The organism is Flavobacterium johnsoniae (assembly GCF_001879205.1).
In the GTDB taxonomy this organism is placed as follows: domain Bacteria; phylum Bacteroidota; class Bacteroidia; order Flavobacteriales; family Flavobacteriaceae; genus Flavobacterium; species Flavobacterium johnsoniae_A.
The window spans coordinates 672,035-686,919 of the sequence record NZ_MLFK01000007.1; the positions used below are offsets into that span (position 1 = coordinate 672,035).

The window sequence follows — 14,885 nt, forward strand, 5'->3', positions numbered from 1 at the left end:
ATGTCCTGCGGCTTGACGCATTTGTAAATCCGGCGGAATTATTGTTTTGTTGTTAAAGATAGAATTTTTTGTAATCAAAAACATCCCTTAAAGAAAGCAAACCTGCGACTTTGTCAAATCATTGTTATTGCCAGTATTTATTCAAGCCAGTTTTCTGGAATCTGAAAAATTTCAGACAGACTTTTTCCTTTTCTGGTTTGAATCTTTCTGTCTTTCGCAAATTGTAATGATAAATCAATTTTTGAAAAATCAAATTTATTCTCGGTAAACGGATGTTCGAAAAAGCAATGTTCGGCGCTTGGGATATTGGATGGAAAAACCCTGCTTACAAATACACCTGAAAGATTTTTTAATCTAGGGCCTTTGCTCGTTAGAAATACACCATCTAGTGCATAACTTGATTTGATATCTCTATCATCCGGGTTGGATGACCAAGAAATTGATTGGGAACCCCATACTGCTGTTTTAGAATCCCAATCCATAGATCCTTTTGATGCCAGCATGTTCATGCAGACAATAAATGGTTTACCCAGATTTCCATAGCGTTTAGCTTTGTTGTTTATCGAAGATTTTAAAGCATCGGCGCTGCCGCCCCAGAATGTTTGAATTGGAAACATCCCAATTGCCCTTTTATCTTCTATCTCGCCAGCAGATTCAATAACTGGCATAGGTTTGACAATAATATGAATATCATTGTTTTCATATTCAATTTTAGGTATTGCTTCAAAGCCGTATTGGGTAATTTCCTGAGTTATTACATCAGGATGGAATTTTGAAATTTCTTTCTGGATATAATCAATTATTCTTTTTGCACTTGGCTGTCTGGCAGTCTTTACATTCAGTGTATCTATCTGAAGAAGAAACCCAGGGCATATTATTTTGTCTAAATGGTCGTACAGCTCATTTATCTTCCTTTCGAAAGCCTGCTCTGCGGCTGATTTGTCATTTACCACTTTAGCTTCGATATATACTTCCAGTTGATCTTTTTTAATCAGAAAGTCGGGTTTTTTATCTGTGCGTGGAAGATCAGGGTGGATTATAACCTCAAAGTCTAATTTTTTAAATAAGGAATAAAGGAACAGCTCATAAAAAGCCGGATCAAAATCTTTCTGAAATCTTTTTTTTAGCTCAAACTTTTCATTTTCCGGATATGTTGAAAACCATTTTTCTAATAAGTCACGTATAATTGTGATATCTTTCCTTGCACTTCGATTGTAATAATCGTAACTGTTCTCATTATGATTTGATGATCCGTCGAAATCACGTTCAATATGGTCAAATAATGTATACATAAGTGTTTAAATATTGGCAATAACTAATTGATACTGGCCGAAAAATGTAATCATAAACCAAATTGCTTTTAGCATGTGTTGTTTCTTGTCCTTATTCTTTAATCTTTTTTAGTTACGAACTGCCAAATTTTCTAAACGCTTGCACTGTTTGGTAAATACCGTAACCAATAACTATTCTTCCTAGAAATAATACTCCATAAGCCCAGTCGTATTTCAAATTAAAAGGGTAATATTTCCAATCGGTGATGTTTAGAAACTGCAGTGCCTGCCGAAAATTTACTCCAATATGTTTTGCTGAATAATCTAATTCTAAGTTGTTTTCAATTATCACAAAATAAATAAATATCAAATAAAAAAATAATGTTGATATTAAAGTAAAAACAACACCTCTAAAAGGCAAAAGATTGAAGCCGTTGCTTAATCGATTTATAAATATTACAAATTTATTAGTTCTGTTTCCTTTTTGGAAAACTTGATAAAAGTCTCTGATTAAACGAAAAAGAGAAAATCGCAGTTCCTTTTTTACTCCAAATAATTCCTTTTCATATTCCATCATTTCCAGGGCATGGTAATTCAAGCTTTCAATTTTATTACTTTGTCTTATGAATTCATGTTTAATAATTCTCCATGTTTCCCGATTGGCTTTTTTTATTTCTGAATCCAGGAAATAGACGCTTTTTTCAATTACACTTTTGGTCAAATCTATTTCATTTATTTGACCGCTGTAAAAATAAGCATTTTTTTCAAAGTTAGTTCCATGGAAATCTGCAAAGCCATCAGTTATATTTAATCCAGAAAAATTGGCTTTCTGTCTGAAATTTGCCCATTTAAAACTGATGTTTTTAAAACAGTATAAATTCCAGCTGTTAACTTTACCTTTAAATTCAACAGCTTCAAAATGCGCATCTCCATGTATTTCGGCATTATGGAAAATAAATTCATCATGAAAGAAAGATTCTTCGTAAGATACTCCTTTTTCAAATTTTGAATAGCTAAAGTCAGCATACTTTTCAAAATTAGTTCTCCAGAATGTTACGTGGTTTTTAAATTTAGCATAGCTGAAATTTACACTATTATCGAAAGAACCTGGATAAAATTGTTCTTCAAATATGCAGTTTGAAAAATTTACATGATTTGAGAATCTACATCCATCAAAGTCTGCATTTTCTTTGAATTTCGCTTTGTTAAAAGTCACATTTTCCTTGAATACTGCATTTTTAAAACAGGCATTTGATTCAAAAACGTTAACCCACTGCGTCACTGGAAACTTAAAAACACATTGTTCAAAATCATGTCGTCCATATTCATCCCGCCACCATTTCCCATTTTTTGACCGGTCTATATAACACAGCAATTCCTCTTGAGAGTTGAATACATGAAATTCTGAACCATTTTCATTCCAATTGGTTTTTTCTAATTTTTTCATTAATTCTTTTGACATAGAAATTTTTTTTTGATTTGGATTGTAGATTCTTCAGCAGGCTTTCGTAGATGTTCTGGATCTTTTGAGAGGTTATGAATTAAATATTCGGAATTTTGCGATTAAGCATAAATCATTCAAATACAAAACCAACTTTAAATCAAGGCAAAAAACAGTCTCACCGAACGGATGTTTTTAGACGTTTTTTATGCTTTATATTTCTTTATATTTTGATCATAAAATTGCTCAAAATCTTTTACTGTCTCCAGGTAATTTAAAATTGTATCTGTAAAGTTAAGTAGATTTTCATTTTTTGCTTTGAAAGGAAAGTTCTGCATTGCTTTTGTTAATGAGAAAAAAGATGAAGATTCAATTAAAGAAAGGTGTTTTACCAATTGTGCATCAAGAAAAGGCATTTTAGCGTAAATTTCATTTATAGAATCCATTGAATCCTGCCTGTATTTTTCAAAATGCGAAAACCAGTTTAATTTCAATCCCGACCAGCTTACTAATGTTGTTGGTTCTGAATAAGGGTCAATTTTATAGCATATTTCAAGTAACTCTTCTTTAGAAGGATAATATGTTTTCAATTTGACGTTTGAATCTCTTGCTAAATCTCTGCCAATAGTTTGTCCATAAGAAATTATGTTCATAGACTTTTCTGCAACAAATTGATAAATGTGCCTCTTGTCCTTTTGCTGTTTTAGATGAACCACAAAAAAATAGAAAATAAAAGCAGAGATGTAGGACATGCATAACTTTTCTATTAAAATACCAATCGTATTGCCTTTACTGAAAAGTTCCGGAATATCAATTAGCCAAAAATTAATCAGTAAAACGATTAATAATGAAACAATAAAAAGTAGTCCTAAATCTTTTCTTAAAGTTTTGATTAATTCCATTGAAATTCAGTTGTTTTTTGTAAAATTTTATGCTAAAGCTGTAGTAATATTAGCATCATTTTTTTAGTTAGTATTTGTCTTGATTTTTAGTTAGTATGTCCGGATTGAAGGCTTAGAATTAAAAACCGTCAGAACTTCGTATGCTTGGCGATAAATTTCTTCAGTGGGTTTTGTCTTTGCATCTGGTCTTATGCAAAAAACCGAATTTACCCTCTTGTTAAGAATTGGACCGAATTTAGGTGAAAATGTAAAATGTGTATTCACAATAATTACACCTAAAACTCTTGGACAATATTTTAAAGTGTCGTCAAATATTTCTGTAAAAATAATATCATGTTTTTTGATGGTCGCCATATAAGCGGTTACAAATTTTTTGTCATCTTCGGGAAAATCTGTTTCTGTAAAACCTAAAAAGTCGTCAGAGCCAATGCACAGTACTCCGAAATTTTTATTAGTATTTAAGCTCGATTGAAAATCTCTTAAATATCCATCTAATTTGACTCTAGTAAGTGTGTCAGGATGTTTACATTGTAGTTCAATGTTTTTATAGAATATATCATTTCCAGCAGTATGTTGCGGTAATGTAGCTGTTACACCATACAAATTAAGTTGTGATGCAGTAAATATTTCTAATTCAAAATCTTTAAAGTTGTTACTTCCGGTTACACCTAATTTTCCATATTCAAAATCGCCAGAATTCATTGAGCTAAGTTGAACTCCAAAGGTTACACCTTTCATCCACAGAACTTTCAGGGAGTCTGTAAGGGAATATAAAACCAATAAAGGCTTTAGTGTTTCATATCCGAAAGCAGTTTCGTTGTCAAGTGCGATATATGATTCACAATCGTCTATCAATTTTTGTATTCCAGTACTTGCGATTAAGGTTAAATTGTTTAGGTCAATTTGTAATTTTAAAAAGTCAATGTCAGCTTTAATCAAAACATTTGTGTATCCTTTTATGTCAGGTTTTTTGTATGTAGTCATATTATTGTTTTATTAATTATCTTGGTTGTCTTCTGCAGTAAAATTGATGCTAATGTTTTACGATGATAGAGCGGGTTTGGAATTAATTTAAGCTCTATTTTCAGATCTGCCACGTGACTGATAGCGAACAAGCGAGACAGACCATCGCCAAATGCAAAACCAAATTTCCATTAGATTAGCTTAAATCACTTCATATTAAATTCTCCTGCTGCTGATTTTTCTACAGGGGCATTAGCAGTGGTACTCATTCCTTTTTTGATTCTTCTTCGGCTTCTTTCAATAGTCTTTTATATTCTTTAATAAACTCGTCATCAGGAATGATTTTAACAATTACTGGCTGTATTATTTTTATAAAGCTCTCTAATTCTTTTTCTCTCCTTTCTGGATTATATTGGATAAAACTCCTAATCATTTCTATCGCTCCAGTCTTGTTTAAATCCTGTGATTTTTTATCAGATATCATTTTTAGGGTAACTCTTAACCAAGTTCCAAGCTCAAAACAAAGAAGCTCAAAAGCTGTTAAATAAACTGATTCATCGTTTTTATCAGCTTGCGAAATAGTATCAGAAGCTTTCTTTAGAAAATAATCTCTTCTTTCTATTATTTCAAAACATTTTACAAAAGAGTCAACATATAGAACATGTGCAAACTTGTTTCTGATTTCAGCAAAAAGCTGAAAATCTTTAGATATTTCTTTTGGGATAAATTTTAAATCAATCAATAAGTTGATTTTAGCGTTAAAGCTTAGAGCAATATTTTTGTGGCCAAAAGATATTGACTCATTTTTATCAACTTCTAATAACATTGAAAGCAGCTGGGATATTAATTCTTCAAATCCAACAGCTTTTTCGATAACTTTTGTCCTTGTTGTTTCCATTCTTATTTTAGTATTACAGTTAACGTTCTGGCGCATGTTTAGGCTGCGGATTAAAGATTCTGGATTTTTCGTTTAAATACTAATTTTCGAATTACAAAACCATTTTTAAGTTAAGCATAACTGGCCGCATTTCCAAGCGGTGGCTGGTAGATGTCATTACGTTAATCTAAATGAATTATTTGAATTAATACTAAACTTCATCTTTTTATGAATATCTCCTTTATTATCGATAGACTCTAGTATCTCAAAAATTAAATCGCTTGTAAGACCAGTTCCAAAACGTAGTTCGTCTTGTAAATCATTATTTATAATATCTCTTGCAGATTCAATTATAACTCCCACAATACTGCCATATTCATTAATAATTGGGCTTCCGCTGCTTCCGCCTTTAACATTTGCGTTCACGTAAATCTGTTCGTATTTATGGAAGTATGTTTTTGCCATAGCAGTAATTTCTCCTGTTGATGAAACTAGAATTGCATCAGCAGTTCCAGGAACAGGTGGATAGCCAGAAACTAGTATTTTGTCTAATAAGTATGGGGTTTCAAGCACGAAAAATTTATCGCTTAAAGCCATCTTATCGGAAAATTCTAAAATAGCAATATCCACATTGTCATCGATGTGAGAATAAATATTTTCCGGATAAGCGAATCCATTTGAAAAACCTAAAAGTATTTTCATTCTGATCTCAGAATTTTTAGGTAAGCAATGTTTAGCTGTAATAAAATACTGTTTAGTATGTTTATGCAAAATTGCGAAACCGGTACCCACGTCTATTTTGCCGGTTTTGTCTTCAGCGACTTCTATGATTCTGATTGATCTATTATAATGATTAACGACTTCGGCAAAGCCGTAAATTAAGAAGTCGTACGCGTTGTAGTGCATTTTTTCTGCATCATAACTATTGCCTTGAAACTGCTGGTATATTCCTGTTTTGTTTCCCCATGTGGAAAGAAGTCCTTCGGCTACTAACTTATTAGCAATTTTTAATGCTGTATTATGATAAAGGCCAATATATTTTGGGTCATATTTGACCTTTCTCGGAACCTTTTCCCCCAAGTAATCAAAGAGTGATAGAAACTCCATTGTAACAGATTCTCCTGGCTTAAGGTCCTTTCCTCTAAGGGCTCGATTGGGTGGTTCGTCATTGAAGTATTTTAGTAGTTCTGAAGGTGATAGATATGGTAGGATGGATTTTATTTCTTTTTTATACATGTGTTTTTATAATTTCTGTTAGCGGTACTGCATTTTATGCTGCGTTACATATTTCAAGTTTAACAATAATCAATCTATCTATAATCCTTGTATATAGTCATCGAATAATTCTTCTAATTCTTCAGTTGGATGGAAACCAGATTCTGCCTTTGCGTGGATAAATAAACCATCTTCAAATGTTACTTCAGCAAGTGAATGGGGCAATTCTTTATCAGAAACTTTTTCCGTAAGTTCAGCTACAGGTACAGGATGCCGTTCTCCATCTTTTTGTTCCTGATATACATAATCGGCCCTTGTAAGTACATATAAGGTTTGCTTATCTGTAGAAAATCCGCTTTTCACAACTACATACTCTCCGTTATGGTTTCGGAAGAAAACAGCGCCTTTGGTCAAACGTTCATTATATACTGCTAAAGGGTCGCCCTCAAACACCTGCGGGGTGCTTGGGTATTCGTTTGGTTTATCCTCAAAGTTGAAAACAATGCGCTGGGCTGCATTTAGTGTCTTAGACATTATATAATTGGGCAGTGCAGCAGATGGGGTTTCAACAATTTTCCGGTTAAGGATCCATTCTCCCAACAAGCCTCCTTGCAATTGTTGATCGCTTTCTGCCCAAGACAGCATCCGTTTTAGACTTATTTGAGCTTCTTCTGCTGAAACAGAGCACATCCATTCAAAGTTTGGGTCTGGGAAGTTGTCACGGAACTTTGAAGGATCGGCAAGGAACTCTTCAACGCTCCCGCAGATAAGTTCAATTTTTCGAGCTGTTATAGGGTTCAGCAGAATATTTTCTAATCTTGTCACCCAGCGCAGATTGGCCGGCCTGTTATTTTGTCTGTTCGTGTCAATATGGTCTGCAACGTGTTCTTTTGTCGGGGGCTGCCCATGAAAAGCAGTTGCAACTATTCTATGGACTACAACCGAGGCAATTTCTAAATAACCCGTCTTGATGTTCAGCTTTCCAAAAGTCCAGCTATTGTCGTTCGGCCGAGACCGTTTTCCCTGAAGCGGATGACGTAATACTGCTCCGTTGTCGCGGACAGAATAACGTTCAGCTTTGTAAATGCATTCGCTTTCGTCTTTAAAATCTTCCAAGTCAACCATATTTACTCTTTAAATCATTTTTTGGTTAGATGTTTTTTGTATTATTTAGTCATTATACGTTATCTTTTGCGGTTTTGCTGGGTTATGAGGTTTGTAACTGCGAACTTTCAGTTAAAACAAAATTTCTTGCGTAACTTATATTAACCGCAAAATTTACAATCTCTCAAAACCGCTGTTGGAGTAGTTCTGTTAAGCAGCAGGAATTCCTGTTTTAGCGGCTGAAATTACTCTAAGAGAAAATGCCGTACCTTTATATAAGTACATAAATATATTTTTAAATTTTAATTTCATCCACCATAATTCTATTTTTTCGTAAAAAGTCTGTTCAGAATAAACAGAAGAATATCTAGCAAATCTTAGATAAAATTCAATGGCTTTTCTTATATCGTGCCAAACGATTTCTTTTGCATTTGGAAAGTATTTTAATACAATAAATTCATCTTTCCAATTTAAGACATCGGATTTTGAAGGGTATGCTATAAAAAATACACCCCCTTTGGGTTCTTGTACGATCGATAAGCAACCGGAATCTTCTGAAATTGATGAAACCATCTGTGTTCTATCATGGTCGAGTTCTACTTTTTGGATCCCTATAGGATGCTTTCCTGCGTAAAACTGAATAAACGATTGATTTATTAATCTAACACGTGGTAATTCTTTATCTGTAATAACATATAAGCTTTCGTAGTATTTGATCTTTTTAGCATCTGAAATAAAGTCTTTTATTAATTCTAATGCTCTTTTTTCAAATTCATCCCATTGCTGTCTTCTTTCAAAAACTTTTTTTGATCCTTCTGTAAATAGTTTTGTTTGATTATTCAGATATTCATTCATTGTCGTGTTTTTCAGAATTGCTGTCAACTAATATATACCAGCCATAAAATTACACAGATACAATCTTTTTTGTAGTTGGTTTTGTATAATTAGTAAACTCTTTTAAGCGAATTAATAATAAGGTAATTTAATTTGAAGAACTGCTAAATAGCCCTTTTAGCAATTCCTTGGTATGCGACTTTTTCAAATCATTTCTCGCATCTTTTAGAATCAATTCATAAGTTTTTGTTACGATTTTTAAAGTAGACTCTAAGTAGTCCTTTTCACAGATAGAACCAAAATTAGACAGTTGCCATTCGTCACTAAATAATTCATCGATACTTTCTGTAGCTGCTACAGATAAAAAAAGACGACCGAAATGCATATTATCATAGAGTTCTTGCCGTGCTGGGATACTACTCTCATTACATTTTTTGCAATAATAGCTATTTCTGTAATCATCACTATACTCTGAGCCAGGCTCTATAAAATATTCCAGGCCGATAGAAAGTCCTTCGCGCCAACGTCCTAAATTATTTAGCATAATTTTATAGTATTCTTCTCTTTTGCTCCATAAATTTATTCGTGATACGTAAATTTTATACAGAGCAATTATCATTAATATTATAACTGATGCCAATCCGTAAGTATTTATTAAGCCAATTACTTTATTTATAATTTCAAGCATATATTTAGTTTATTAATTTAAAAATCTTTGAATTGATTCCTTTTGTATGTCCGGAACATTTATGATTGAACTTTTAAATGTAATTTGATCAGAACCAATTCGCTCAATATGTTCATCCAGTATCTCGATATCTTCAAATGAAAGACCATATCTCAACATCCATATATGGCGATCGTTATCGGTTCCATATTTTATATATTTTGCCAACTTATTGGCTCTTTCATCTCCATTTTTTTTATAGAATTTCAACAGTGCGGCATAGTAAATATCACTTAGTTTAAAACCGATAAGTTTGTCAATATAGTCATAAGTATCGTACATTATAAGATCGTATGAAACATCTTTTGCCTTAGTGCCAATAGGGAACAAGCTGTATACCGGATGATTCTTGTTGGGAATGTCGCTGTATTCAGTAAAAAAAGCGGCTTCTATATTATCAGTACTCATTCCGTTTTTTTTCAAGATCTCCCGCTCGTGTGACTTGCTTGCATATGCGTATCTGTACCAGCAGATATTCTTGAAGGTTTTTTCATGAATTTTCCACAAAATTATTTTGATTGCTGTATTTAAGACATTGCTTTCCCCACGTTCTAAATCACGTCCAAGATAAATAGAATATAGTGTTTCAAATCTGCCGTACAATAGTATTTTGAAACTATTGTCTTCATTAATATCTGAAAGTGTAATTAAATTATTTCCGTTAAAGAGTGAATCTAATATCTCATTTATTATCTTCTCTATTTGGGATGAGGTTAATTTTTCAAGATCTTTCTCGGATAGGTTATATTCATCAGAATAAGTGTCATTTATTATAGCCTCTTTAAATTCGTTGAAGTCCTCATCATGTTTATCTGATTTTTCAAGAGAAGACACCGAATCCAGTATCTCGTCCTGCAACATTATGGATCTAAAATTTCCCATTCGCGATGGTGAATTGACAATTACATAACCATAATCAAATTTTGAATCAATTGATGATCTTCCGGCACGGCCTATTAAATTTTTTACAGAAAGCGGTTTGCTGCTTTCCATCCTGTCCAAAAATACAACATCAAAAGGCATATTAATTCCCTGCTCAAGAGTGGATGTTGCAAAACACATTCTGCAAAGGCCTTCTTTTGTAAATTCCTCAATTATAATTCTCGTTTGTAATGGCAGAGAACCGTGATGGATCACAATTCCTCTTTTTAAAAGAGCCAGTAGCAATGAATAATGGCTCTTAGATGGCGAAGTTTCTCCCCCTGTATAGTGGCTTAGCTGTTCAATATAAAAATCAATTTTACTTCCCTTAATCTCAGGGCAAAGGTCAATATATCTGCTGAAATCCGTTAATATGCCTCCTTTATAAATTTTGGCTTTTGAAACGTAAAATAGAACCGAACCTCCATTTTTTATTGTTTTTGAAATTGGATCAAAGTCTGCAGGTTGTTTTCTTGCTCCCATAACCGCAGTATCAATGCCAAAATGGTAAAAATTCCAATTTTCATCTTTACATAAAAACATCTGTCCTACGTTTTTCTGAGTATATTGAATTGAATAGGAGGTTTCCCCATTAAAATGGTTCTTTTCAATTTGTGATTCGGGATTTTTTACAAATGGATGAGCAAAAACAAATTTAGAGTCAGGAAAAGCTTTATAGCATCGTCTTACAATACTGTCAAAATACAATCCACGCTTAGAATCCTCATTGCTTAATTGTGCCTCGTCAAATAAAAACAAATCAATTTTGAATAATTCTTTCTGCCTAAAAAGCTCCCTGCATCTCTCAGGTGTTACAATAAAAATATTTTTAGTGGCAAAATTGGTATTTATCTTGTCGATAAAGGTCAATATATTAACCTCTTTGCTTAAAATTGCACTGCTTAATCTCAGATAATATTCATTAATCAATGCTCTTGAAGGTACGATAACAACTATATCATTTTTGCAATCCTGTATTAAATTCATAAAAACATGAGACTTTCCCGTGCTGGTAGGCGCCGAAAAACTAAAACATTTATTCGAATTAATACCTTTAACAATATCAGCTTGAATTGGAGTGTATGATTTGTGATAGGTGTCAATGATGTATCGCTTGTATTGGCCAAATACAACTTCCTTTAGCGTCTTGCGTTCAGTCTCTTTATAAAAAATTGCCATATAATTTAATATGGAATTTTTATGAGCCTTGAATTCTTCAGGACGGTATAATGATAAATAAGTTAAGATTTCCATATCAGTAACAGAAACAGGCCCGTTCCGGTATAAATTGTTTAAAACCAAGCTGAAAATCTTATCAATATCAATGTTGTTCTGTATTTTTTTAATTAGGTTATTCATATATTAACGGCAATACAGATTACTTCGTTAAACTTTGAGGCTTCTATAAAGTGACGGTTTTTTTTGATTCCTGCGATTAATTTTGGTGTACTTGTTTTCTTGCTTGCAAAAGCTGCAATAAAACCTTTCACTCCTTTTGAGAAATTATTTTTAGAATTTTCACAGCAAAATCTATCGATATCTATAAGGTCTGAATGGTCCCGTTTTTCATTTTCGAATCTAATTATCTGTTCAAAAGACGTACCATAAGCGTTATCTCGTTTGTTATATTTTGCTTCTCCAAACAATATTACTTCGTTTAGATTTCTTGAAAAAAAATCAAATCCATGGTTGACAGCTTCTTTTTCTTTTATAAGGTCGCCTAATGGAATGTTTAAGTATTTTAAATAGTCTACAACTGTCTTTCGTGCCAATTCTGAGACAACATATTCCCCTGATTCAGATGTTACGGCATCATCATTTGGACCGATAATATTAGCAGCGATGTAAGCTATAGAGAGTTCGGCTCTGGTTTTATAACCAGTCTGCAGATAATGCCCGTCAAATGCACTTATCCATGCTAAGTCAGAAAGTGAATCGAAAACTTCTTTCAGGGTTAGTGCAATATCAGTTGGATTAATACGTATAAAAATTATGTGTTTATCAATCATTTGATGATCTACAATACTATATCCACTCATAATTATAAAATGTTTTTTTCAATGTGAAAATTTATAACTGCGACACAAATTTCTATAACAAAGGTGCGGGAATCATTTGTACTTATTTTACGGAAAACCGTAGTCCTCTACATAATTTTCTCAAAAATATCAATTATGTTGTATAAAGGGCTAGGTATATATACGTGATTTTCGTTAAAAAAATAAGTTGTAAACTTTTGCTAATGAATTAATTTGATTATTCTTTTTAGAATTCACCCGCCGAGCGCACTGCTTTTCTTCCTGATCCTTTTTTATTCACAGCATCCTGATGCTTCCCTTTATCTTTTTGATTAAAAAGTCGGTATGTTTTTGTCTTATTCCATGAGCAAAGGTAACTCCGTGTCTTTTGGCAGAAGCAAAGCCGGGTCCCTGGGGTCTGCCTTGAAAATCTCCATCCCTTTGGGGAGTATTTTCAGGCAGAACCGTTGCTTCTGCAGGGCACTAATTTATTTTTTTGAAACATCCTTAAAATAACTCTTAATGGTACTTTTTAAGTAATTATAACTATATTAATTTCATTCTCTCTCGAGGGTTTGATTTCTTACTTTATCTAGAATCTTAAGGTCATTTTTCTTTTTTGAGAACCAGTGCGGAAAGTGCTGGATTTTTAATTATCCTTTCCATTTCGCTGTGGATTATTTCCTGAATCTCAATTTTAATCTGCAGATAATTTTTCTGGACGATGACATTATCAATTGACCGAATGACCGGAATCTCCTTATAATTATCCGTCTCTTTTTTTATTTTTTCATGGTCGTTGATGATCTCGCAGTGAAAGGTTTTAAGCTCAATGCGGCAGTCCGGGTTATCAGCTGTCATGCCGACAAATTCCCCCGAGCTCAGTGTAGAAATCTTGGATGGAGGCACCGCTGATTCGAGCTGTCTGGAACGACTGATCGAGGTGTCGCTGCTGTTGATGGACAGGCTTTCACGGTCCTGCATTATCTTTCCAAAGCGCTCTGAAAGCTGTTTTGCCGTATCCCCGCTGACCTGTCCTGATACAATATTTCCAACGATGTTGACAATCACGTCAGCCTGCTCACGGCCGTAGTCCTTACGGAGCTGGCTGAAGTCCTGTATTCCAAGACAGGTGCTTACTCTGTTGCTTCTTGCCGTTGCAATCAGGCTGTCGATATTGTTGAGGTAGATAGTTGGGAACTCATCAAAAATCAGGCTGCTTTTAAGTTTTCCCTTCTGGTTTACCTGTTTGATCAGACGGCTGACAAAAAGGGAAAGCACCGCTCCGTATGTTTGGATTTTCTGGGGATTATTTCCCATTGAAACAATTTTCGGATTGAATGGATTATTAATGTCAAGAGTGAAATCATTGCCTGACAGCACATAATAAAGCTGAGGGGAGGAGAGTTTTGCCAGCGAGATTTTAGCCGAAGCAATCTGGCCCTCCAGCTGGTCGACTGCTTCGTTCAGGAACGCACTGACAAAGGGATTGATAAGCACTTCGATTTCTTTTTCGGTTCTTAGAATCGTGAAAAGGCTCTCGTAATCGGTCTGTATCATTTCAATGACATGGGGCAGGGTGCAGTATTCGCCATCGCTGTATTTTCTGAGGTACCAGATGACTGCTGTCAGGAAATTTATGGGCGATTCCACAAAGAAATCTCCCTGTTTTTTGATCCATTCGCGGTTGAGCCCCATAAGGATTGTGCGTGCAGATTCAGCAGCATCGGTAATGTCTGTCATTGCAGCAGGATCCAGAGGATTGCATCTGTGGGTGCGGGAGAGGTCATCAAAATTTATGATGAAAAATTTTGGCTCCACGGCATAAAGGTGACGGGATTTCAGCCAGGCATTATAGGCGATAATGGTAAGGTCGTCGAACTTAAAATCATATATGAACATCGAAAATCCCTTGGCAATGTGCTGGGTGATTACATGGCGGATTACGAAGTATGATTTTCCAGAGCCGGGAGTTCCGGGAACCAGAATGCCGCGGAAAGGATTTATGATATTGATCCAGCTCTCACGTACTTTGTCTTTGAGATGGTAACGGGCAGGAAGATTTACGGAATATTCGTTTTCAATCAGCCTTTCTTCTTGAGGGAAAGTTTCATTTTCCTTATTGAAGATATCTGCCGGACTGAGCTTTCTGCGGATGATGCGGGAGAGGAGCGTGCCCCCGGAAAGCATCAGCAGATAGCCCAACGAGCACAAAGAAATATATAACGCTGAACACAGCTCAATATCTGAAAAGATCACAAGAGCGAGATAAGATCCAAAATAAAACAACAGCCCCAATGCCATATAATAAAAAGCAGTTTTAAAATGTAGCTTTTCATCTTTTCGTCCTCTGGCACCAAGGAGAGAAATCACCAAGAATCCAAGTGCAAAAAGTTTTGATTTATGGAAGCTGTCCAGAAGCCCCGTGCGATGTATATTCTCCAGTATCCTATGGGCAAAATCCGGCGCAAGATTCCACTGCCTGAACGAATCGAAGCAGCAATAATAAAAATGGATGAGCAGCACTGCGATACCCATCAGTCTAGTCATATCCAGAATTTTTCTAAGCGCCTGTTCATTTTCTCCTGTCTGCATACTCATGATTTTTTTAA

12 protein-coding genes are annotated in these 14,885 nt (G+C 34.4%); all 12 read right to left on the bottom strand.

Features of this window, described 5'->3' with window-relative positions; genetic code table 11:
* Positions 1-137: 137 nt before the first annotated feature.
* Complete coding sequence (locus BKM63_RS14430) at positions 138-1,292, bottom strand: hypothetical protein (RefSeq protein WP_071637254.1); 1,155 nt, start codon at positions 1,290-1,292, stop codon at positions 138-140.
* A gap of 112 nt (positions 1,293-1,404) precedes the next feature.
* Positions 1,405-2,733, bottom strand: coding sequence for a pentapeptide repeat-containing protein (locus tag BKM63_RS14435; protein WP_071637255.1), 1,329 nt, complete (start codon positions 2,731-2,733; stop codon positions 1,405-1,407).
* A 185-nt stretch (positions 2,734-2,918) separates the two neighbouring features.
* Positions 2,919-3,614, bottom strand: coding sequence for a hypothetical protein (locus BKM63_RS14440; protein WP_071637256.1), 696 nt, complete (start codon positions 3,612-3,614; stop codon positions 2,919-2,921).
* A 90-nt stretch (positions 3,615-3,704) separates the two neighbouring features.
* Complete coding sequence (locus BKM63_RS14445) at positions 3,705-4,598, bottom strand: hypothetical protein (protein WP_071637257.1); 894 nt, start codon at positions 4,596-4,598, stop codon at positions 3,705-3,707.
* 244 nt (positions 4,599-4,842) lie between these two features.
* Positions 4,843-5,475 (bottom strand): hypothetical protein, encoded by a 633-nt coding sequence (locus tag BKM63_RS14450; protein ID WP_123907077.1) that lies wholly within the window; start codon positions 5,473-5,475, stop codon positions 4,843-4,845.
* A gap of 156 nt (positions 5,476-5,631) precedes the next feature.
* Positions 5,632-6,690: a S1 family peptidase gene (locus BKM63_RS14455; protein WP_083572234.1), complete on the bottom strand. Its 1,059-nt coding sequence runs from the start codon at positions 6,688-6,690 to the stop codon at positions 5,632-5,634.
* Positions 6,691-6,768: 78 nt separating this feature from the next.
* A complete protein-coding gene (locus tag BKM63_RS14460) occupies positions 6,769-7,794 on the bottom strand; it encodes an HNH endonuclease signature motif containing protein (RefSeq protein ID WP_071637260.1) in 1,026 nt (341 codons plus the stop codon).
* Positions 7,795-7,983: 189 nt separating this feature from the next.
* Positions 7,984-8,628 carry a hypothetical protein gene (locus BKM63_RS14465; RefSeq protein ID WP_071637261.1) on the bottom strand — a complete coding sequence of 215 codons (645 nt, stop codon included), beginning with the start codon at positions 8,626-8,628 and terminating at the stop codon, positions 7,984-7,986.
* Between the two features lie 127 nt (positions 8,629-8,755).
* Positions 8,756-9,295 (bottom strand): hypothetical protein, encoded by a 540-nt coding sequence (locus tag BKM63_RS14470; protein WP_071637262.1) that lies wholly within the window; start codon positions 9,293-9,295, stop codon positions 8,756-8,758.
* 12 nt (positions 9,296-9,307) lie between these two features.
* Positions 9,308-11,614, bottom strand: coding sequence for a DEAD/DEAH box helicase (locus BKM63_RS14475; protein WP_071637263.1), 2,307 nt, complete (start codon positions 11,612-11,614; stop codon positions 9,308-9,310).
* Positions 11,611-12,294, bottom strand: coding sequence for a hypothetical protein (locus tag BKM63_RS14480; RefSeq protein ID WP_071637264.1), 684 nt, complete (start codon positions 12,292-12,294; stop codon positions 11,611-11,613). Before BKM63_RS14480 ends, BKM63_RS14475 begins: the two co-directional genes overlap by 4 nt.
* Positions 12,295-12,879: 585 nt before the next feature.
* Positions 12,880-14,868, bottom strand: coding sequence for a conjugal transfer protein MobC (mobC, locus tag BKM63_RS14485; protein WP_071637265.1), 1,989 nt, complete (start codon positions 14,866-14,868; stop codon positions 12,880-12,882).
* Positions 14,869-14,885: the final 17 nt, after the last annotated feature.